The organism is Hwanghaeella grinnelliae, assembly GCF_004005845.1.
Lineage (GTDB): Bacteria > Pseudomonadota > Alphaproteobacteria > UBA8366 > Aestuariispiraceae > Hwanghaeella > Hwanghaeella grinnelliae.
This window is the reverse complement of sequence record NZ_SADE01000004.1, coordinates 227066-248367: the sequence shown is the minus strand read 5'-3', so window position 1 is coordinate 248367 and position 21302 is coordinate 227066. Positions and strand designations below refer to the sequence as shown.

Sequence of the window (21302 nt, the reverse complement as noted above, 5' to 3'; positions counted from 1 at the left end):
AGTGTAGTTCGTATTGGATTCGACGCCTGAGCATCGCCTTGAATTCTAACAATAGATCCGAGGCTATGCGTATCAAGAGGCTGATTCCAAAGGATAAGGCTAGCACCCCCAACCCAGTGCCAGGCACGGGCCGCGGGGGCAACTACCACTTAAGCACGTCAACTCGCTAATAGGTAATACCAATTTTTTCTGGCGTTTGCCGGGCACCTTACGCAATATTGCGTCCGTGGAACGGGCATACCGGTTAATGTTCTTGCATCGGTCTAATCTGACTGTAAGGATTTGATCGGCGCCGTCACAAGCCCCCGACAGAAGGGGCTGGGTTCCTCAACCATATCGTCGCGGTTTTGAGCATCGCCGTGGCATTCATCAAAAATGCCGGTGTCCACAATAGTGGGGGCCGGCCCGGAACTGGGAGGTTACGGATGAAGTTTACGAATCTTTTGAAATCTGCAGCTATGGCTGGACTCGTCGGTGCAATGTCACTGACGGCGGCGTCCGACCCGGCTGACGCGAAAACCCGTTGGAAAATGCATGCGGCCTTCGCGTCGACGGTTGCCGTTATCGGACCGCCGTCACGCCGCGTTGCTGCGGCTGTCGACGCCATGTCCGACGGCGACTTCGCCATTAAGGTCGAAGAGCCGGGCGCACTTGTCGGCGGCTACGCCTATTTCGATCCGGTATCCCAAGGCTCTTTCCAAGCCGCCTGGGGCACCTCCGGTGCGAACCAGGGTAAGAACTCCGTCTACGCATTCTTCTCGACCTGGCCGTTCGGCCCGGCCGCGCCTGAATTCGTGGCTTGGTTCAAGTATGGCGGCGGTAACGAGCTGGCCGAAGAAGTCTATGCGCGCGACAACATCAAGTTCGTGCTTTGCGGTATGATTCCTCCGGAAACCTCCGGTTGGTTCCGTGAGCCGATCGACAGTCTCGACCAGTTGAAGGGCCTGAAAATGCGCTTCTTCGGCGTCGGCGCGAAGGTCATGCAGAAATTCGGCGTTTCCACGCAGCAGTTGGCTGCCGCTGACATCTACCCGGCTCTTGAGCGCGGTACGATCGACGCGACCGAATTCTCCATGCCCGCGATCGACCGGACGCTGGGTCTGAACCAAATCGCGAAGCACAACTACTTCCCGGGTTGGCATCAGCAGTCCACGTCTAACGAATTGCTGGTCAACATGGACGCGTGGAACGATTTGACGGACGCACAACGGGCGATGCTGAACACGTCCTGCGATGCGCAGATCGCTGAGATGATCGCCGAAGGCGAAGCATCCCAGTTCCAGGCCATGAAGGACAACGTCGCAGCCGGCGTGACCAACCATCGTTGGCCGAAAGAAATCCTGGATCAGTTTGAAGCGGCTTGGGAAGAAGTCCTGGCCGAAGAACTGGCGACGAACCCCGACTCGAAGAAGGTCTGGGAATCGATCTCCACGTTCCGCGACAACTTCAAGATCTGGAAGGACATGGGCTACCTCTAAGCTAGGTAGGTCGTCGTAAGAATGCGGGGTCGGTCGGAATGCCCTACCGACCCCCATTTCTTATCAGCACATTCAGTTGTACGGTCCGCGCCACACCGCAGGGCCTAGTCAGTTACAAACGCGCGCATCCGCCGAAGACCTTTCGCAGCGTGGCCGCGCGGAGTTGAAAGATACGGAACGTCATGAGCATCATTCTCAAGATGGCCAACTACATCGACGTGCTGCCACGTCGAATTGGAATGGCAGGTGGTTGGCTCATTCTGCCGCTGATCGCCATCATCATGTTCGACGTCGTTACGCGAAAGATCGACTTTCTGCGGATCGGCATGTCGGAACTAAGCTGGTACTGGTTGATCGAGCCGATCAAATTGCAGGATCTGGAATGGCACCTACACGGTGTTCTTCTGCTGTTGTCCTTCGGGTTCGGATATCTGGTGAACGCCCACGTTCGCGTGGATATTTTCCGGGAAAAACTGACGGCACGGAGCCAGGCCAAGGTCGAGCTTTTCGGATTGCTGGTCTTCGCCGTTCCCTACCTTCTCACCGTTCTCTACTACGCTTGGATCTTCGTCCATGCGTCCTACACGCAAGGTGAAGGATCGGAATCGCTGACCGGCATTCCCGTCCGGTGGATCGTGAAGTCCTTCACGATTTACGGGTTCACGCTGGCGTTTCTCGCTGTTCTTACCACAATGATCCGTCTTTGCGCCTATCTTTGGGGCGGGCCGGAAATGCACCGGCAAGCACGCGACGACTTACAAATCTTTGCGATTGACGACGACCACGAAGGGCATCAAGGCCATTCGCTGCCCGAAGAAACATCGCATACCAAGCCGTTCGCGTAGGGGGCCCCGATGGAAATTTTTCACGCTATTTTTGAGCATTTCGAGGAATTCCTCGGTGCTTACATGTTCCTGGGTTTGGCGTTGTCGCTCTTCTCGGGTCTGCCGGTCGCCTTCGCCTTGGGTGGTGTTGCCTTCATCTTCGGCCTGCTCGCGATCGAGTTCGGCTACATGCATTTCAATGCATTCTTCATCATCCTGACACGTATCTGGGGCGGTGACGGGGCATCAGGCGCGGTCCAAAACCCGGTCCTTGTGGCCATCCCCTGTTTCATCTTCATGGGAACGATGCTGGAGCGCTCCCGTGTCGCGGCCGACCTGCTGCATATTCTGCAGGTCCTGTTACGCCGTGTTCCGGGTGGGTTGGCACTTTCCGTCACCGTTATGGGCACAATCATGGCGGCAACCACCGGCATCATCGGTGCTTCCGTCGTCATGATGACCCTGTTGGCGCTGCCGACCATGCTGCAGCAGAACTACAGCAAGGCCCTCGCCACAGGCACCATCGCCTCTTCGGCGACGCTCGGCATCCTGATCCCGCCGTCGATCATGTTGGTCATCATGGCCAGCCTGTTGTCGGTGTCGGTCGGAAACCTGTTCGTCGGCGCGTTGCTGCCGGGCCTGCTGCTGTCGGCCTTGTACTTCCTGTACATTTCCGTTCTGTCCCGCGTTAAGCCGGAAGTGGCCCCGCCAATCCCGGAAGACATGATCCAGTTGAAGCCGTCCGACATGTCCCGCGTTCGCCGCTATTTGATGATCACCGTTGGTCTCATCGTTGCCGCGGTGGCGCTGTCCTATACAGCTTTGGACGAACATCTGAACATCGGGCTCACGGCCTTTCTGCTGATCTTCGCGATCTCCATGATCATGGGCCGCCGCGAAGGCGACTCCCTTTTCGGCTCGGTCCTGAAGGGGTTCATTCCGCCGATCTTCCTAGTCACTCTGGTCCTGGGTTCCATCCTGGGCGGCTGGGCGACCCCGACGGAAGCGGCCGGTGTCGGCGCCTTCGGGTCGATCGTGCTGGCGGCATTCAACAGCACACTGACGAAGGAAGTCCTGACGGATGTGGTCAACCGCACCACCATGACGACGGCGATGATCTTCTTCATCTTCGTTGGTGCGACGACCTTCTCCTTCATCTTCCGCGCCGTCTATGGGGAAGACCTGATCCTGGAATTCATCGACTTCCTGGACTTCCATGAATGGGCGCTGTTGTTCCTGCTGATGTTCGTGGTCTTCATACTGGGCTTCTTCTTCGATTGGCTGGAAATCACCCTCATCGTGCTGCCGGTGTTCTCACCGGTCGTGAAGACGATGTCCCCGGTTTTCGCTGGTCACCTGGGCATGGAGGGCGCCTTCCATCTCGATATCGAGGCGGAGATGATTTACTGGTACGCCATTCTGGTGGCGATCAACCTGCAGACATCCTTCCTGACCCCTCCATTCGGTTTCGCACTTTTCTATATGAAGGGCGTGTCACCGCCGGAGGTGAAGATGCAGGACATCTATTCGGGTATTATCCCATTCGTTATCCTGCAGCTGATCGGCTTGGCCGCCGTGGTGATCTTCCCTGAGATCGCACTTTGGCTACCCAGCGTCTTGCTGGATTAGCGGCAGAACAGTTGAAAACGAAAAGGGCCGCCTGCAGAAGGCGGCCCTTTTCAGTTCGGGCGACATAGACCGGGGAGCGAAGCAATGAATCGGTCCCGGGCATTGCTAGGAAATGATCACTTTCTTCAATATCACAGGCAGCATGTATTATGTGGACGAAGATGGTGAGAATATCGGATATGAAGACGTCTTCACGAAGATCGACATATCTCGGAAACACTATTCGGCTGGTGGACTGGGGGCCGATTATGTCGATCAGTTCATTCACTGACGACGACTAACGCATCTGAAACGGCATACAAAAATTCCTTGGGAGGAAATTGACATGGAGCGCACCGACAAAACCTATAGCGGAGCCCCAAGAAAACTGCGCAGCCAGGAATGGTGGGACAATCCCGACAATCCCGGTATGACCGCACTCTACATGGAACGCTATTTGAACTTCGGGTTGACCCGGGAAGAAATCCAGTCCGGCAAGCCGATCATCGGCATCGCGCAAACGGGCAGCGATTTGAGCCCCTGCAACCGGCATCATCTGGACCTGGCGAAACGCACGCGGGAAGCCATCCGGGCGGCCGGCGGCGTCTGTTTCGAGTTTCCGATGCATCCAATCCAGGAAACCGGCAAGCGTCCGACGGCGGCCTTGGACAGGAACCTCGCCTATCTCGGCCTGGTCGAGCTTCTCTACGGCTATCCGATCGACGGTGTCGTGCTCACAACCGGTTGCGACAAAACCACACCGGCTTGTTTGATGGCGGCCGCCACGGTGAACATCCCCGCGATCGTCTTGAGTGGCGGGCCGATGCTGGACGGCTATTATCGCGGCCAGGAATTGATCGGTTCGGGCACCGCGATCTGGCAGGCCCGGAAGGACATGTCCGCCGGCAAGATCGACGAGAACACCTTCCTGGAAATCGCAGCGGCGAGCGCGCCGTCGGTAGGTCACTGCAACACGATGGGCACGGCGTCCTCCATGAACTCCATGGCCGAAGCGCTTGGCATGTCCCTGCCCGGCTGCGCCATGATCCCGGCCCCCTATCGCGAACGCGGACAAATGGCCTATGAGACCGGGCTGCGCATCGTCGAAATGGTGAACGAAGACTTGCGCCCGTCCGATATCATGACGCGGGAAGCCTTCGAAAACGCGATCCGCATCGTCACCGCGCTGGGCGCAAGTTCCAACTGCGTTTGGCACCTGATCGCTATCGCCCGTCATATGGGCGTCGAACTGACGGTCGACGACTGGCAGACCTACGGCGAAGGTGTGCCATTGGTGGTGAACATGCAGCCGGCCGGCAAGTATCTGGGCGAGGCCTTCCACAAGGCCGGCGGCGTGCCCCCGGTCATGCGGGACCTGCTTGAGCACGGAAAACTGAACGGCGGCGCGATGACGGTCACCGGCAAACCCGTGGCCGACAACATCGCGAGCGCGGAAAACTTCAACACCGAAATCATCACCCCGTTCGATAAACCGATGATGAAGGAAGCGGGTTACGCCGTATTGAGGGGTAATTTCTTCGATACCGCCGTGATGAAAATTTCGGTGATCGGGCCCGAATTCCGGAAGAAATATCTCTCCCGCCCCGGCAAGGAAAACATCATGGATGCCCGCGCGATCGTCTTCGAAGGGTCCGAGGATTATCACGACAGGATCAATGATCCCTCGTTGAACATCGACGAAAACTGCATGCTTTTCATCCGCGGCACCGGCCCCCTCGGCTGGCCCGGCTCGGCGGAAGTCGTGAACATGCAGCCACCAGATGCTCTGATCAAAGCCGGGATCGAAGAGCTGCCGGTGGCTGGCGACGGCCGTCAGAGCGGCACCAGCGGCAGTCCCTCGATCCTCCACATTTCTCCTGAATCAGCGGCCGGCGGTGGATTGGCCCTGATGCAGACAGGCGACATGATCCGTTTGGATCTGAACACGCGGACGCTGGATCTGATGATCGACGATGCGGAAATGCAGCGCCGGCAGGACGCCTACCAGCAGAAACTGGTTGAAAGCCAGACACCATGGCAGGAAATCTTCCGCGACCATACAGGTCAGTTGGAAACAGGGATGGTTCTGGAAAACGCCGTGAAGTATCAACGGATCAGCCAAACCCGCGGGCTGCCCCGCGACAACCACTAATCGGTCCAACACGAACAGGACCGGTACCAACCAGGGGGCCCGAGACGAACGTGCGTGATACGACAAAGGACTTACTCATCGCCATTGCCGGCGGTGCTTTCGATCAGCACGAACGGGTTCTGGAAATCCTCAAATCGGCTTTCGCCGGTCAGGACGGTATCGTCGATCCCCCCTCCTCCGTCACACGGCTGACGGTTGAGGGGGTGATCCGCGATGCGGAAGCCGGCGATTTGTTGACAGCGGAAACACGAAAAGATCCAGCGCCACCTGGAGAAACGTCCGAGGGAGACATTGTCGGCTGCCTATTCACCAAGGTTGAGGAAGATGCCGACGGTCCGCTGCTCTATGCCTATCACCTTGCAGTCGACCCGGCGTATCAGGGCCATGGCATCGGCCATCGCCTGTTCGACACCGTCACCGCGCTGGCCGCAGCACGACAGATACGACGACTTCAAATCATGTCTCGGATCGAATTAAAGGAATTGCATGCTTTCTTCACCGGCATGGGATTTCGTCAGGTCGGCACCTTCACCCATGACGGCTACGAACAGCCGACCTCTCTACGTTTCGAGAAACAGCTCTAACCGGCTGATATCCGCGCCGCGATTTCATCCTTCGACGCATAGGCCGTTTGCGCGCCCAGCTTTGTACAGGCAAGCGACGCCCCTGCCGCGGCAAAGCGCAACGCCTCGTGAAGCGGCATGCTTTCGCCGTCCAAGGCGGCGGCGAGACAGCCGCAGAAAGCATCGCCAGCGCCGGTCGTATCGATGACTTCGACATTTAGGGCTTTGCCCACGATCAGCCCCGCCTTGCCGGCACAGAGGTATCCGGCGCCGCCAAGGGTTATCACTACGGTGGGGCCGAGCGCGGACAGCGCCCATGCCTTTTCTTCGGTGCTTTCAGCGTCCATTCCCAAATGCCGGATAAGCGCGGCAGCTTCGCCTTCATTGACGACGAGAATGTCGACCTGAGACAGCAGTTCTTTATCGACGGGTCCGAAAGGCGCCAAGTTCAGAATGACTTTCGCGCCGCGCTTTTTCGAAACGGCCAATGCGTCCCAATTCGACCGATACGGAATTTCCATCTGCATCAACAGAATGCCGCTGGGGGCGAGGTGATCGGCGGTCAAGGCCGGCGCCCGTCCATTCGCATTCGATGCGACGACGATCCGGTTTTCCCCTGCTGCATCGACCATCACAGATGCTATCGCGGTGGTCTCGCCGGGCAATACGGCCACGCCCCGCATATCGACACCGGCTTCGCGAAAGGCTTCCAGCGGAATGACGCTCAACCCGTCCGCGCCGACAGCGCCAACCATATAGACCGCCCCACCCGCCCGTGCGGCGGCAACCGCTTGGTTGGCGCCCTTGCCGCCCGGAGACGGCAGGGCTTCAGGTGTCAGAACGGTTTCACCCGCCGCGGGGAAATGGGTCATTTTGCTTACGACGTCCAGGTTAATGGACCCGTAGACAGTGATCATCGCGGCGTGTTTCCCATACAGTGGCGGCCCTAACGCGGAATGACGTTTCGGTCCTGGAATTCCTTGAAGACGCGGAGGAACATTTCCTCGGAATCGATGCAGTCGTTGAACCCGGCTTGCCGGATCTTGATCGTCGAGGTCATGACATCCCAGTCGGTACCGAACACATAGTCAGCGAAGGGCCATGCCGCAATGTCCGTATAAGGAACTTTTTGAAGGCCGTGCTTTTCGACGATACGGTTCCAGACAGGTTCCTTGTCCGCCATGAATTCGGTCAGCGAAATCGTTTGAACATCTTCCAGCGGAAGGTCGAAAAACTTCGCGAAGGTCGGCCAGACGTTCTTCCACCGGAAGAAGTCCGTATTGGTTACATTGAAGACCTGATTGGCGGCGGCATCGTGCGAGTTGTTGGCGCACCATTCCATCGACCGGGCCAACAGATGCGAATCCGTCACCTGATACACCGCTTCATACGCGCCCCGTTTGCCAGGAAAACGCAGCGGTAATCCAAGCTCCTTGGAAATAGCGGCATAGACCGCGATGCAGGTCGTGATGTTCATCGGGTTTCCCAGCGCGAAACCGCAAACGGTTTGTGGCCTGGAAGCGGACCAGGTCCAGTCCTTGCCCGGCTGGTTTTCGCGCAACCAGTTTTCCTGATCCCAATAGAAGTTCGGCAGCATGTGCGGCGGGTCATCTTCCCGCGCCGGCGTCTTGAACGGCCCTAGATGAGAACCGTAGATTTTGTTCCCTTGCACCAGATGGACATGTTTCAGCCCCGGTGACGCGGCTGCAATGGGCTCGACCGAATTGACCAACATAGCCAGGTTCGGCGCACCGTGCTCCGCCCAGGTCGGCCGGGCTTGAAACGCCGTATAGAAGATATGGGTAACGTCCGACAAATGGGCGAGCTTCGCCTCAGCATCCGCCCGATCCAATAGATCGACCGATATGAACTCAGCGGGCGCTTCAAAATCGGGCGACCGCCGGGAAAGGCCGACGATCTCCCATTCGCCGGTCTCCGCCAGACGGTCCATCAGGTTTCGCCCGATAACGCCGAGCGCGCCGACAATGACTGCCTTTTTACCCATTATATTCTCTCCCTTATAGGCTGTCGGTTAAGCGCGTAGGTCTAGATGTCGACATAGTCCGCGATATAGGCACGGACGATGTCGTCCAGGCTGTTGTCATGCGGCAAGCCAAGGGCCAGGGCACGGTCGGCGCCGGCCGCGCGCGGCCAATTCTTGACGATGTCCTGAATGAATGGGTCCGGCTCCACCGTCCGCTTGCCCAAGGGCCGATCACCGGCAACACGGTCCAGGGCGTCCATCAATTCAGCGACGGTGGCGCTGGTGCTGGGAAGCGTGAAGGCCCGGTCGTCGCCGATGGCGTCGCTATCCGCCTCGTACAGAGCCAGAATACCGTCGACCACGGTTCGGTATCCGATCACAGGGTGCCGGACATCGGGGGGAACGGGGATTTTGCATTCAACGCCGGCCAAGGGTTCGCGGAACATCCCGCTGAAGAAACTGCTGGCGGCCGCGTTCGGCTTGCCGGGACGGATGATAACGGTCGGCAACCGTGCGCTGCGCCCATCGAGGAAGCCTTTGCGCGTATAGTCGTTGATCATCAGTTCCAGAACGGCCTTCGTCATCCCATAGGTGGTCTGGGGCGTTTGCTTGACCAAATCCCCCACCACATCCGGCATCGCTGCCCCGCCGAAAGTCGCGATGGAGCTGGTGAACAGCACGCGCGGCGCCGATCCCAAGGCGCGGCAAGCTTCCAGCACGTAGCGTCCGCCATCCAAATTCACGCGCATGGCGAGGTCGAAATCCTTCTCCCCGCCGCCGCTAACCACAGATGCCAAATGAAAAACGCCGATGTCGGGTTGATCGATCAATGCATCGACGGTGTCCTTGTCCGCGATTTCGCCCTGGCGCATGGAGACGCGATCGTCCATTCCTTCCGGCAAAGACGGCGGCAACGCGACATCGAAGAGCACAATCTCGTCGACGGGTTCCTGTTTTCCCGAAGGACCGGCCAGCGTGCCTTTGTCCAAGATCTTGCGCGCCAACCGCGTCCCGACAAAACCCGTACCGCCCGTGATCACAACCTTCATCGTCTCTCCCCTCACGCAGCCCTATATTTGCGGGCTTTGTCTGCTATCCGTGGACATGATTGTTTCTGCCGCATCCGCAGCAGTTCAAATCATCATAGATATGGAAGTGTGAGGGGCAACGGTGCGACGCACGGAATCTCCGCCCTCAGGCGGAAATCAGTATTGCCCCCAGATCACGTCACCGACGAATCATACGGCGGGGCACGCTACAATGGGCGATGGGGCAACAACGGTCATTCCGTGCGGCCCGCCTTCTTCAGGCGGCGACCGCACGGCAACAACCGTCCCGAACGCTTGCGCGTTCCGGGTAAAAGCAAGGCAAGCTTCAGCAGCCTGATCGTATCGCCCTCAACGATACAGACCCGACCGGCACAAGCATCCTTACGCTTCCGTCAGACCGAGCATTTCCTGCCGCAGGTTCAAGATCTGCGCGCACATGTTCAAGTTCAACTCGATCACGCGCAGCTCAAGCGCGTCGTCGCGATTTTCCCGAAGCGACAGGCAAGCCTGTTGCATGAAATCGCCGATGCGGATCAGCACCTCCGACATTTCGCCGGAAACGGTTTTGTCCAGTTGTCCAGGCAGGTAATTCGCCACGAAACGCCACACATAGACGTTCGCGTCCTGAATCGCATGCCAGGTTTGGGTATCGACGTCGTTCTGACGGGCCGATTCATATTTCTCCGCGAGATCCAGAAACGGTTGCGCCAGGTCGTCGATCAGGTGCTCCTCATCGGCCGCCCGGGAGAACCCGACATCCGGATCCGCTTCTGCGGGGCTGTCTTTACGTATATGCATTGTTCAATCCTCCTGCGGAATAAGCCGCGTAGAATGGACAAGCAGATTCCATGCCAAAGGCGATAAATCGCTAAAACACCAAATGGTTATAGTGCAGTGCAGTGCAGCCTGTTCGGAAAATTCACGAATAGGCCCAAAAATCGGCAAAAATCAGTAAATTAACGTCTGGCCAAACCAGATTAGCGGTGCCACTCTAAATCCAGGCGGAAGGCTGGGGCCTGACCACTCAGGGCAAAAGATCCAGAGGGTACGGGCAAAATTACCAGCCGACCGGCTTCAAGCTAGGGGGCTTCTGTACTTGACCGATAACATCGCCGTGCATCCATTCCCGATTCCGTCGGGCGGTACGCCGTTAAATCGGTCGGGCGTTGAAGTCGCGTAGGTTCATAACCGAGGAAAATAGGGGTAACTGCATAATGAAGCTCAAAACCCTTCTGACTGCGAGCGCGGCAACGCTGCTGTGCTCGAGCGTTGCGAGCGCTGGCACGCTCGACGACGTTAAAGCCAAAGGATACATCGATTGTGGCGTGACCACCGGTCTTGCCGGCTTTGCGTCTCCGGACGACAAAGGCGAATGGGCCGGTTTCGACGTCGATTTCTGCCGGGCCATGGCCGCGGCCGTTCTCGGCGATCCGAAAGCGGTGAAGTTCACGCCGACCACCGGTAAGACGCGCTTCCCCGCGTTGCAGTCCGGCGAGGTCGACGTTCTGGCCCGTAACACCACCTGGACATTCAGCCGTGACACCGACCTCGGGTTCGAGTTCCTCGGCGTCAACTACTATGATGGCCAGGGTTTCATGGTGAAGTCCGATCTTGGCGTTAAGTCCGCCCTGGAACTGGATGGTGCGTCCGTCTGCATCCAGACCGGTACGACGACCGAGTTGAACTTGGCTGACTATTTCCGCGCCAACAACATGACCTTCACGCCGATCGTCATCGAAGATAACGCCGAAGCCCGCCAGAACTATGAAAGCGGTGCCTGCGACGTTTACACGACGGACCGCTCCGGTCTGGCCGCGACGCGTGTCGTTCTGTCCAACCCGGACGAGCATGTCGTTCTGCCGGAAATCATTTCCAAAGAGCCGCTCGGCCCGCTGGTTCGCCATGGCGACAACCAATGGGGCGACATCGGTCGCTGGACGTTGAACGCGCTTATCACGGCTGAGGAACTGGGGGTTACCGCCGCCAATGCCGATGAAATGAAAAACTCCAACAATCCGGAAATTCGGCGCCTCCTGGGCTCCGAAGGCGATCTCGGCGCGATGATCGGTCTGGACAACGAGTGGGCCGCCCGAGCGATCAAAGCCGGTGGCAACTACAGTGAAATCTATGAACGCAATATCGGCCCGAATACGGCCCTCGGTCTGGCCCGTGGCGTTAACGCGCTGTGGACCAAGGGCGGGATCCTGTATTCCCCGCCGTTCCGGTAAGAACAAGCTTACCGAACGGAGTCTATTGTGAAATAGCCTAAGTGCGAGGCGGGTCAGCGGCGCAACAGCGCCGAGGGCCCGCCTCGTCCTATTTCCGGGGCCGGTTTTCGGGGTACGATCATTTCATCGCGCCCCTGGGCAAGCTTCTGAAACGGAACTGTCGGATATTGTTTTGGTTGAGTTCGTATTTCGTTTGTCGATTTCTAAAACAGCGTTTTGAAGTGGGGGAGGCATAAAAGTTCCGGGTGTCTATTTTGCGCACCAGAACAAATAGAGAGAACCAAAGGCCTGCGGGACAGATGGGCCGGTTACTCGAACAAAATGAACAGGTTTTTTGGGTGACGTAGAGGCGAGGTAACAAAATGGCGGTCGAAGCCGAACGCGCCGGGGGCGGCGTAAGTTGGTGGTACGACAAACGCACGAGAGCGATCATCATGCAGGTTGTGGTGATTTCGCTGTTCGTCGCATTTATCGGCTACATCGTAAATAATACGGCAACGAACATGGAAGCCCGGGGGTTGAGCCCTGGTTTCGGATTCATGGACCAAATCGCCGGGTTCAACCCGACGAGTGCGGAATTCAACCTCACGGATTTCGACGTGAACTCGTCGACCCATGGGGATGTCTTCATCCTGGGATTGGTCAACACCCTGGTGATTTCCGCAATCGGTGTCGTCCTGGCGACGATTGTCGGGTTCACAATGGGGGTTCTACGGCTCAGCAAGAACCCGCTGATCAATTTCCTGGCGTCTTGCTATGTCGAAGTGATGCGGAATATTCCGCTTCTGCTTCATATTTTCATTTGGTATTTCGCGGTTTGGCTGACATTGCCGGAATTGTTCGAAACCATCGACGGCAAACGGCAATTGGGGGCGTTCAATTTGTTCGGCCTCGACATGGTTTTCATCTCCCAGCGTGGCATCAATTATCCCAATGCGATCCTGAATCCGGGCTGGCAAGCGATACCCATTGCGCTGGCACTCGCGATCGCCGGGATCGTCGTCCTTGCCAAATGGGCGAAGAAACGTCAGGACGCAACCGGGCAGCCCTTCCCCGTGTTGTGGACATCCATCGCAATGCTGATCGTGTTCCCCGTCATCGCGTATTTAATCATGGGCGGGCCGATCGGTTGGGACCTGCCGGAGCCGGGCCGCTTCAACCTCCGCGGCGGCGCGACACTACCGGGCAGCTTGATGGGGCTTCTGCTGGCGCTTGTGGTCTATACCGGCGCGTTCATCGCGGAAGCGGTTCGTTCCGGCATCCAATCTGTCAGTCACGGACAGACCGAAGCGGCGTTCGCGCTTGGGCTTCGTCCCAACATCACGACCCGCAAGGTTATCATTCCGCAGGCGATGCGCGTCATCGTCCCGCCGATGACCAGTCAGTATCTTAACTTGACCAAGAACTCGTCGCTCGCCGTTGCCATCGGTTATCCCGATCTGGTCAACATTTTCACGGGCGTCTCTCTCAACCAAACCGGTAACGCTGTTGAAATCATCGCGATGACCATGGGGGTCTACCTTACGATCTCGCTGGTGATTTCTCTGTTCATGAACTGGTACAACAAAAGCGTCACGCTGGTGGAGAGATAAGCCATGTCGAAAGAAAGCATTGCTTACGTAAGAACGGAACTGCATCCGACACTCCCGCCACCGGCGAGCGCAGTCGGACCCGTTCACTGGATTCGGATGAATCTGTTCAGCACTTGGTACTATGGGGTCGGCACCGTCGTCTCCGCTTATCTCATCGCCTGGTTGGCGTGGGAAATCTTCGACTGGGCGATCCTGACGGCCGTTTGGCATGCAAAAGACTTCCAGGATTGCCTTGAACGCTATGTCGGCGAACCCGTCGGCGCCTGCTGGGGCTTTGTCGATGCCCGTTTCGATCAGTTCATGTATGGGCCATACGACCCGGCTTCATACTGGCGTCCGAACCTGACCGGGATTCTTCTCATCATTGGGCTTCTGCCTGTTATGTTCGATAAGATTCCCGGCCGGAAAATCACCGGTCCGCTGATGATCTTCGTTTTCCCATGGGTTGCCACCGCGCTGCTTCATGGGCCGATCGAGATGACGACGCTACAGTCGACGATAGGAATCGTCATCACCTTGGTCTTGGCCGTCGGCGGCCTGTTCCTGGGCTTCAGAGGCAGACAGCAATACAATCCCGGACAAGCCATGTTGGGTTTCGGCATCACCTATGCAATCGCCGTTATGTACTTCCTGGCCTTTGGATTTGGCTTGGACGTCATCGGGACGAACAAGTTCGGCGGGTTCATGCTGACCCTCGTCCTGTCGGCGGTGGCAATCGGTGTTTCTCTGCCGCTGGGCATCGTCCTCGCCTTGGGGCGGCGGGCGAACAACATGCCGCTGATCCAGATGCTCTGCATCGGGTTCATCGAACTGATCCGGTCCGTTCCGCTGATTACCGTTCTGTTCATGGCCCAGTTCATGTTGCCGCTTTTCCTTCCCGAAGGGGTGGATTTCGACAACCTGATCCGGGCGCTGGTCGGCATGTCCCTGTTCTCTTCGGCCTATATGGCGGAAGTGGTTCGCGGCGGGCTGCAGGCCATTCCCAAGGGACAGTTCGAAGCGGCCGATGCCCTTGGCCTCAACTACAATATGTCGATGCGCCTGGTGGTTCTGCCACAGGCCCTGAAGATCGTCATTCCGAATATCGTTTCCACCTTCATCGGTCTGTTCAAGGACACGACGCTGGTTTCGATCATCGGTCTTCTCGACCTGCTCTTGACCATGAAACAGTCTGTCACCTCGACCCAATGGCTGGGCATGGAACACACGGGCTACATCTTTGTTGGTTCAATCTACCTGGTCTGTTGTTTCGGGATGTCGCGGTACTCGATTTATCTCGAGAAGAAGCTGCACACCGGACACAAGCGCTAGGATTTGGAGGGTTTAATTATGGCTGAAGCAAAAACTGCCGATATGAACATTACAGATGAGGTCGCGATCCACATCAACGCGATGCACAAATGGTACGGCGAGTTCCATGTCCTGAAGGACATCAACCTGACCGTCCATCGTGGGGAGCGTATCGTCATTTGCGGTCCCTCCGGGTCCGGCAAGTCGACAATGATCCGCTGCATCAACCGGCTGGAAGAACACCAGCAGGGCGATATCTTCGTCGACGGGATCGAATTGACGAACGACTTGAAAAATATCGACGCCATCCGCCGAGAAGTCGGCATGGTGTTCCAGCATTTCAACCTGTTCCCGCATCTGACGGTTTTGGAAAACTGCGTGCTGGCGCCGATCTGGGTCCGTAAGACGCCCCGGAAGGAAGCAGAAGAAGCCGCAATGCATTTCCTGGAACGGGTGAAGATCCCGGAACAGGCTATGAAGTACCCGGGACAGCTTTCCGGCGGGCAGCAGCAGCGCGTGGCGATCGCCCGTTCGCTGTGCATGAACCCCGCCATCATGCTGTTCGATGAGCCGACCTCGGCCCTCGATCCGGAGATGATCTCCGAAGTGCTGGACACGATGATTGACCTCGCCGAATCCGGTATGACCATGTTGTGCGTGACCCACGAAATGGGTTTCGCGCGCAAGGTGGCGAACCGCGTCATCTTCATGGATGGCGGGCAGATCATCGAACAGAACGAACCGGAGGAGTTCTTCAACAATCCGCAGTCCGAGCGCACCAAGCTCTTCTTAAGCCAGATCCTGCATCACTAGGTCGTAGCCACATGGCAGCTGGCTCCCTCGTAATGCAGAGGGGAGGTCTGGCTTGAGGGCGGGCGGACGTAGCTTTTTGCTGCGTTCGCCCGTACCCGTTTAGCCCCCTGTTTTCGGAACGCCTGTTCCGAAACAGCCAGGCCGAAGCAACATGGGCCGAAGAACAAGGGCCGAAGTAACCATGACGACGAGGTAAAAGAGTGAAAATCGCAGTTTTCGGCGCCGGCGCGATCGGCTGTTTCGTGGCGGGCATGATGGCCCGCGCCGGGTTAAGCCCGACCTTGATCGCCCGCGGCCCGATGCTTGACGCTGTCAATGCCAAGGGGCTGACAGTCAAATTCGAAGGCGCCGATTTCACCGTTCCCCTCGCTGCGTCGGACGACCCTGTGTCGGTCGGACCGCAAGACCTCGTCATCCTCACTACGAAGGCGCATCAAATCGTTGGCGCCCTGCCCTCTATCGCACCCTTGATCGGGCCTGAAACCCTGGTAATGCCGGCAATCAATGGAATCCCTTGGTGGTACTGCAAAGGTCTTTCCACCCCGCAAACCCAAGCTATCGCCGGGCTCGACCTCGCCAGTTGTGATCCGTCCGGTCGCATAAACCGGTTGATCCCGGTCGAACAGGTTCTCGGCGCTGTGGTCTATCTGGCAGCCTCAATCCCGGAACCGGGACGGGTGGATACGATCGGGCCAAAGACACTGCTGATCGGCGATGCCGGAGGGGCAAACGCGACCATGGCCCGGACAGTTTCCGAATTGCTGTCCAAGTCCGGGTTCGATGCACCCGTCGTGGACGACATTCGCGCGGCTGTCTGGACCAAGCTTTGGGGCAATGTTCACTCCAACCCCCTTTCGGTAGCGACCATGGGAACGATGGAGCAGATCTGCAAAGACCCCCATGTATCCGATGTCAGCCGACGGATCATGCAAGAGACGGAAGCCGTCGCAAAAGCGGTCGGCGTCAGCTTTTCCATGACGATCGAGGACCGTCTGGTCGAAGGCGCGGAGCTGGGTGATTTTCGAACTTCCATGCTGCAGGACTTCGACAAGGCCCGCCCCATAGAATTGGACGCCATCCTTGGTGTCGTTTCGGAACTTGGCGGCCATATGGGCATAGAAACACCGGCCATCGACATGCTCTATGCAATTGTAAAAATGCGCGCCACGATCGCAGGATGCTACGAAGCGCCGGCGTGATTCGGAATTCGCGCCACCCGACATTGACGCTGTGGTGTTAAAGGCGCAGACTTCGCCGCATCGCAATATACCAGACATCGATATGATCACGGTTCCCGCCCGCTTGCCGATCGCGGCTTTCTTGCTCGTCGCGGCAATGTTGTCGGGTGGCGGCAGGATAGGCATGGCCCAAGCAGCAGAAGCCGGCCTGACCTTCTTCCGTATCGGCACAGGCCCAACGGCCACGGCATCCTACGCTCTGGGCACCGCCATCTCCGCAGGCATCAGCAAACCGCCGCGCAGCCCCGCTTGCGACGCGGCCAGGGTTTGTGGCGTTCCCGGTCTTATCGCCGTCGCGCAATCGACGGAAAGCGGACTATCCGCGGTCCGTTCCATGTTGGACGGTGATTTGGAATCGGCCATCGTCCCCTCGGACATCGCATATTGGGCCTATACGGGCGGCGGACCTTTCAGCGACCTATTCCCGGTCGAAGACCTTCGAATCATCGCCAATCTGATTTCCTTCGTACTCTACATCGTGGTCGACGCGGATTCGGGCATCGAATCCATCACCGATCTGGCGGGCAAGAGAGTGTCATTGGGCACCGAGGGGTCCGGCGCCCTGTCGACAGCCGTGAACGTACTGGATGTCTATGGAATTTCGCTCGAACAAATCGACGAGAGCTACCTAAAACCAGGCCCGGCAGCAGATGCCCTGGCAGCCGGACAGATTGATGCGTTTTTCCATATCGGCGCTGCAAGCGACCAGGTCATCAAGGATCTGAACCAGGAAGTGCCGCTACGTCTGTTGTCGATAGAGGGGGCCGAGCTGGAGCAGCTCTATAATCAATATCCCTTCATCACGACGGCTGAAATTCCGGCGGGCGTCTTTGGACAGACCCAGCCGACGACGAGCATCAGCATCAGTGCGAAATGGGTAACCCTGGCGCGCCAGCCGGAAGAATTGATTCGTAAGATCACGCGGGCGTTGTGGCGTGGCGATACGCGCCGGATTTACGAACGCAACTCACCCGATGCGAAATTCGCCGACGAATCCCGTGGCGCCTGGTCCATCGGGATTCCGCTTCATCCAGGTTCCGCCACCTATTACAGGGATGCCGGGGACAAAAGCCGCAACACCCTGGAAACACCGCCGGAAGACGCCGTGCAATCGAAAGCGAAGGTTCAGAACAGCGATAGCTGACCCTTGTCTGCCTTTGCCGATCCTGCCGTATCCGCCGCCCCTGACGCATCGTTATTTGTAGTGGCTGCAGCCGTCCCTTCTTCGGGCAAGGGCACCGGATCCCAAAGCTCAGGCCCATCGTTCCTGACATTGTTGACGCGATTGCTGATCGGTCCCGACATCAAGCGGCGGGGCCCCGCATAGGGCCGCAACAGTTTCTGTGCCGCTTCATCCGACCCTGTCAGCCAGGTCTCGAAACCTTCTTGGTCCAGGATAACCGGCATCCGGTGGTGAATCTCTTCAATCGCGGGAATGGCGTCGGTCGTCACGATCGTGCAGGTCTCTAACTCGCTGCCATCCGCACCCTGCCAATCTTCCCACAGAGCAGCAAAGGCGAACGGCTCGCCGTCGTCGAAGGTTATCCGGAAGGCCTGCTTGGCCCCTGCAATCGTCTTCCATTCATAGAAACTGTCAGCAGGGATAAGGCAGCGCCGGCGGCGGAAGGCCGCACGGAATGCGGGTTTCTCGGTAATCGTTTCGGCCCGTGCATTGATCATTTTCGCGCCGATCGCGGGATCTTTCGCCCAAGAGGGAATCAACCCCCAGCGCGCCAGGAAGGCATCGCGGACACCATCGGTCCCCTGACTGGTGGGCATTGCCCCGCCCGCCTGTCCGGGGTTTGACGCCCTTACGTTCAGCACGGCTTGGGTCGGGGCAATATTGAAGCGCGCCGGAAGGTTCGGAATTTGAGAAAATCCGAAAAGACGGCGAATGCCTTCTACTGGAGTGGTCAGCGAGAATCGCCCACACATGTTCCGAAGTTCCTAAGATCAATGTAGCCGTTTCGGGGTTCCGTCCGGCGTGCGCCACGGGCAGGCGGCATGGTGGTACGAGGGTCCTTTGGAGGCAACCGGTAATACGCGAACAGGGAATTTTTCGTTCTTAAAACAAGCCCTGTGCCGGTCTCTTCCGGTACATCAAATGGCCCTACCGATGCATATCCGCATCAGTCTGAGGAAATCAAAACTTCGCCGAAATATTTCACAGAAACCATTTTGACACATTTTGGAGATCGCTATATCTTGATCGACATAATGAAGGGGCCACAGGATATTGTGGGCGACGCGGAATTATCCACAGCCTTGAACCTGTGAATCCCGGGGAAAACCTGGGAAAACGGCCCTAAATTGCCGGTCTCCGGTGGGCACCGATTGTGGATAACGGGTTGAGTGGAGAGCAGAGGGGAACTAGGCCGTGCCTGACGGAATAACAGAATCGTTTCAGCAAACACGTACCGCCGCGAAAGGCGATACCCCCGGCACCGACAGCGAGGCCGAAGCCCTCGCGATGGAAACGGCCGATCTGCTGATCGAGGAATCCGATTCCTCCGCCGATCCGGCGCATGCCCATGACGATGAGCTGCCCGGCGAGACGCGTGAGTTAAAACAGAACGAACGCGGAATCCGCGTCCATGTCGACAATTCACGCGATTCCTTGCTGACGGCTTTCGGCAAGGAAACGCTGAAAGACCGTTATCTGTTGCCGGGCGAGACCTATCAGGACTTGTTTGCGCGGGTCGCCATGCACTATGCGGACGACTCGGATCATGCGCAGCGACTCTACGACTACATATCCAACCTATGGTTTATGCCGGCCACCCCCGTCCTGTCGAATGGCGGCACGAAACGTGGACTGCCGATCTCCTGCTTTCTGAACGAAACGGAAGACAGCTTGGAAGGTATCGTCGGCCTGTGGACGGAGAATGTCTGGCTGGCGGCACGCGGCGGCGGTATCGGCAGCTATTGGGGCAATCTGCGTTCGATCGGCGAGACTGTCGGCCGCAACGGCAAGACGTCCGGTGTCGTTCCCTTCATCCGCGTCATGGATTCGCTGACCTTGGCGATCAGTCAGGGATCGCTGCGCCGTGGATCGGCAGCGGTCTATCTGCCGATATGGCATCCGGAGATCGAGGAGTTCATCGAGATCCGCCGCCCGACCGGCGGCGACCCCAACCGCAAGGCGCTGAACCTGCATCACGGCGTGCTGGTCCCGGACGATTTCATGCGCGCGGTCGAGGAAGACGGTGAATGGGCCCTTACCAGCCCGAAGGACAGGTCGGTGGTCAGGAAAGTCCGCGCCCGCGATTTGTGGGTCCGACTTCTGAACGCCCGGATCGAAACGGGTGAGCCCTATATCATCAACATCGACCATGTGAACCGGAACCTGCCGGAGCATCAGAAGCTTCAGGGCTTGCAGGTCAAGACCAGCAACCTGTGCTCCGAGATAACATTGCCGACGGGTATCGACCGGTTCGGCCAGGACCGCACAGCGGTATGCTGCCTCTCCTCCCTCAATCTCGAAAACTACGAGGCTTGGGAAGGGGAAGAACAGTTCATCCCGGATGTCATGCGGTTCCTGGACAATGTCATTCAGGACTTCATCGACACCGCGCCGGACGATTTCGCGCGCGCTAAGTATTCAGCGATGCGCGAACGGTCCGTCGGCCTGGGCGTGATGGGTTTCCACAGCTTCCTGCAAGCCAAGGGCATCCCCTTCGAGGGCGTCATGGCGAAGGTGTGGAACAAGAAAATGCACAAGCACATCCGCGAACAGGCGGACGTTGCCAGTGTCGTGCTTGCCGAAGAACGCGGCGCCTGCCCGGATGCCGCCGATTACGGCATCATGGAGCGTTTCTCCAACAAGCTGGCCATCGCACCGACCGCGTCAATCTCGATCATCTGCGGCGGGACCAGCCCGGGAATTGAGCCGACCGCCGCCAATTCCTATACGCATAAGACGCTGTCCGGGTCGTTCAACGTCCGGAACAAGTATCTGAAGCAGCTGCTGCAGGAAAAAGGCCGTGACGACGACGACACGTGGTCTTCCATCTCGGTCCATGAAGGGTCCGTCCAACATCTGGACTTCCTGACCGATGAGGAAAAGGACGTCTTCAAGACCGCCTTCGAACTGGATCAGCGTTGGGTCATCGAACATGCCGCCGACCGCGCGCCCTTCATCTGCCAGGCCCAGTCGATAAACGTCTTCCTGCCCGCGAACGTCCACAAGCGGGACCTGCATCAGGTCCACTATCAGGCTTGGAAGAAGGGCGTGAAGAGCTTGTACTACTGCAGGTCCAAATCGATCCAGCGTGCGGAAGCAGGTGCGGAGCATGGCCCGCGGCCTGAAAGCGGCGTTGCCGCGGTGCCCTTGATGGGCCGGGTCAACGGCAACGAACGGCCCGCCGACATGCAAGAGAATACGAACGATTACGAGGAATGCCTGGCCTGCCAATAGAGGCAGGTTTCAGGGCGCCGGCCGCGCATCCGCGATAACGGCCCGGTGACGAGGGAGTGAAAGTGC

The 21302-nt window shown here is 58.1% G+C and carries 18 protein-coding genes; 13 read left to right on the top strand and 5 right to left on the bottom strand.

Translation table 11 applies throughout. From position 1 onward, the window contains the following. Positions 1-425: 425 nt before the first annotated feature. From EOI86_RS22030 to EOI86_RS22005, 6 genes are all read left to right on the top strand, one after another. Entirely contained in the window at positions 426-1478 is a 1053-nt protein-coding gene (locus EOI86_RS22030) for a TRAP transporter substrate-binding protein (RefSeq protein WP_127767849.1), read from the top strand. Between the two features lie 182 nt (positions 1479-1660). Beyond that, positions 1661-2323 carry a TRAP transporter small permease subunit gene (locus tag EOI86_RS22025; protein WP_127767848.1) on the top strand — a complete coding sequence of 221 codons (663 nt, stop codon included), beginning with the start codon at positions 1661-1663 and terminating at the stop codon, positions 2321-2323. 9 nt (positions 2324-2332) lie between these two features. Then, positions 2333-3931 (top strand): TRAP transporter large permease, encoded by a 1599-nt coding sequence (locus tag EOI86_RS22020; protein ID WP_127767847.1) that lies wholly within the window; start codon positions 2333-2335, stop codon positions 3929-3931. A 112-nt stretch (positions 3932-4043) separates the two neighbouring features. After that, complete coding sequence (locus EOI86_RS22015; protein ID WP_205032292.1) at positions 4044-4202, top strand: cupin domain-containing protein; 159 nt, start codon at positions 4044-4046, stop codon at positions 4200-4202. Positions 4203-4256: 54 nt separating this feature from the next. Beyond that, positions 4257-6062: an IlvD/Edd family dehydratase gene (locus EOI86_RS22010; protein WP_127767846.1), complete on the top strand. Its 1806-nt coding sequence runs from the start codon at positions 4257-4259 to the stop codon at positions 6060-6062. A 50-nt stretch (positions 6063-6112) separates the two neighbouring features. Beyond that, entirely contained in the window at positions 6113-6646 is a 534-nt protein-coding gene (locus EOI86_RS22005; protein ID WP_161973947.1) for a GNAT family N-acetyltransferase, read from the top strand. On the opposite strand, the gene EOI86_RS22000 is transcribed toward EOI86_RS22005, so the two are convergent. The 4 genes from EOI86_RS22000 to EOI86_RS21985 form a co-directional block, all read right to left on the bottom strand. Continuing rightward, positions 6643-7542, bottom strand: coding sequence for a ribokinase (locus tag EOI86_RS22000; RefSeq protein WP_127767844.1), 900 nt, complete (start codon positions 7540-7542; stop codon positions 6643-6645). The two genes, EOI86_RS22005 and EOI86_RS22000, sit on opposite strands and share 4 nt — an antisense overlap. A 29-nt stretch (positions 7543-7571) precedes the next feature. Beyond that, entirely contained in the window at positions 7572-8630 is a 1059-nt protein-coding gene (locus tag EOI86_RS21995) for an SDR family oxidoreductase (protein ID WP_127767843.1), read from the bottom strand. Between the two features lie 41 nt (positions 8631-8671). After that, positions 8672-9658: a D-erythronate dehydrogenase gene (gene denD / locus EOI86_RS21990; RefSeq protein WP_127767842.1), complete on the bottom strand. Its 987-nt coding sequence runs from the start codon at positions 9656-9658 to the stop codon at positions 8672-8674. Positions 9659-10039: 381 nt separating this feature from the next. Then, positions 10040-10456 carry a hypothetical protein gene (locus tag EOI86_RS21985; protein WP_127767841.1) on the bottom strand — a complete coding sequence of 139 codons (417 nt, stop codon included), beginning with the start codon at positions 10454-10456 and terminating at the stop codon, positions 10040-10042. Between the two features lie 416 nt (positions 10457-10872). Here EOI86_RS21985 and EOI86_RS21980 point away from each other — a divergent pair, with 416 nt between their 5' ends. From EOI86_RS21980 to EOI86_RS21955, 6 genes are all read left to right on the top strand, one after another. Beyond that, on the top strand, positions 10873-11886 hold the full coding sequence (locus EOI86_RS21980) for an amino acid ABC transporter substrate-binding protein (RefSeq protein WP_127767840.1): 1014 nt from the start codon (positions 10873-10875) through the stop codon (positions 11884-11886). Positions 11887-12248: 362 nt separating this feature from the next. Beyond that, on the top strand, positions 12249-13478 hold the full coding sequence (locus tag EOI86_RS21975) for an amino acid ABC transporter permease (protein WP_127767839.1): 1230 nt from the start codon (positions 12249-12251) through the stop codon (positions 13476-13478). Between the two features lie 96 nt (positions 13479-13574). After that, positions 13575-14789, top strand: coding sequence for an amino acid ABC transporter permease (locus tag EOI86_RS21970; RefSeq protein WP_240035783.1), 1215 nt, complete (start codon positions 13575-13577; stop codon positions 14787-14789). A 42-nt stretch (positions 14790-14831) separates the two neighbouring features. Continuing rightward, positions 14832-15581 (top strand): amino acid ABC transporter ATP-binding protein, encoded by a 750-nt coding sequence (locus EOI86_RS21965; RefSeq protein WP_127768291.1) that lies wholly within the window; start codon positions 14832-14834, stop codon positions 15579-15581. 200 nt (positions 15582-15781) lie between these two features. Then, positions 15782-16780: a ketopantoate reductase family protein gene (locus EOI86_RS21960; protein ID WP_127767838.1), complete on the top strand. Its 999-nt coding sequence runs from the start codon at positions 15782-15784 to the stop codon at positions 16778-16780. A gap of 82 nt (positions 16781-16862) precedes the next feature. Next, positions 16863-17963, top strand: coding sequence for a TAXI family TRAP transporter solute-binding subunit (locus tag EOI86_RS21955; RefSeq protein WP_127767837.1), 1101 nt, complete (start codon positions 16863-16865; stop codon positions 17961-17963). On the opposite strand, the gene EOI86_RS21950 is transcribed toward EOI86_RS21955, so the two are convergent. Then, positions 17945-18754 carry an SOS response-associated peptidase gene (locus EOI86_RS21950; RefSeq protein WP_127767836.1) on the bottom strand — a complete coding sequence of 270 codons (810 nt, stop codon included), beginning with the start codon at positions 18752-18754 and terminating at the stop codon, positions 17945-17947. The two genes, EOI86_RS21955 and EOI86_RS21950, sit on opposite strands and share 19 nt — an antisense overlap. A 442-nt stretch (positions 18755-19196) precedes the next feature. On the opposite strand from EOI86_RS21950, the gene EOI86_RS21945 reads away from it, so the two are divergent. Beyond that, entirely contained in the window at positions 19197-21236 is a 2040-nt protein-coding gene (locus tag EOI86_RS21945; RefSeq protein WP_420810103.1) for a ribonucleoside-diphosphate reductase subunit alpha, read from the top strand. Positions 21237-21302 lie beyond the last annotated feature (66 nt).

Coding starts and splice junctions, on each gene's coding strand:
- EOI86_RS22030 (WP_127767849.1), top strand. CDS start 426: ATGAAGTTTACGAATCTTTTGAAATCTGCAGCTATGGCTGGACTCGTC.
- EOI86_RS22025 (WP_127767848.1), top strand. CDS start 1,661: ATGAGCATCATTCTCAAGATGGCCAACTACATCGACGTGCTGCCACGT.
- EOI86_RS22020 (WP_127767847.1), top strand. CDS start 2,333: ATGGAAATTTTTCACGCTATTTTTGAGCATTTCGAGGAATTCCTCGGT.
- EOI86_RS22015 (WP_205032292.1), top strand. CDS start 4,044: ATGATCACTTTCTTCAATATCACAGGCAGCATGTATTATGTGGACGAA.
- EOI86_RS22010 (WP_127767846.1), top strand. CDS start 4,257: ATGGAGCGCACCGACAAAACCTATAGCGGAGCCCCAAGAAAACTGCGC.
- EOI86_RS22000 (WP_127767844.1), bottom strand. CDS start 7,542: ATGATCACTGTCTACGGGTCCATTAACCTGGACGTCGTAAGCAAAATG.
- EOI86_RS21995 (WP_127767843.1), bottom strand. CDS start 8,630: ATGGGTAAAAAGGCAGTCATTGTCGGCGCGCTCGGCGTTATCGGGCGA.
- denD (WP_127767842.1), bottom strand. CDS start 9,658: ATGAAGGTTGTGATCACGGGCGGTACGGGTTTTGTCGGGACGCGGTTG.
- EOI86_RS21985 (WP_127767841.1), bottom strand. CDS start 10,456: ATGCATATACGTAAAGACAGCCCCGCAGAAGCGGATCCGGATGTCGGG.
- EOI86_RS21980 (WP_127767840.1), top strand. CDS start 10,873: ATGAAGCTCAAAACCCTTCTGACTGCGAGCGCGGCAACGCTGCTGTGC.
- EOI86_RS21975 (WP_127767839.1), top strand. CDS start 12,249: ATGGCGGTCGAAGCCGAACGCGCCGGGGGCGGCGTAAGTTGGTGGTAC.
- EOI86_RS21970 (WP_240035783.1), top strand. CDS start 13,575: ATGAATCTGTTCAGCACTTGGTACTATGGGGTCGGCACCGTCGTCTCC.
- EOI86_RS21965 (WP_127768291.1), top strand. CDS start 14,832: ATGAACATTACAGATGAGGTCGCGATCCACATCAACGCGATGCACAAA.
- EOI86_RS21955 (WP_127767837.1), top strand. CDS start 16,863: ATGATCACGGTTCCCGCCCGCTTGCCGATCGCGGCTTTCTTGCTCGTC.
- EOI86_RS21950 (WP_127767836.1), bottom strand. CDS start 18,754: ATGTGTGGGCGATTCTCGCTGACCACTCCAGTAGAAGGCATTCGCCGT.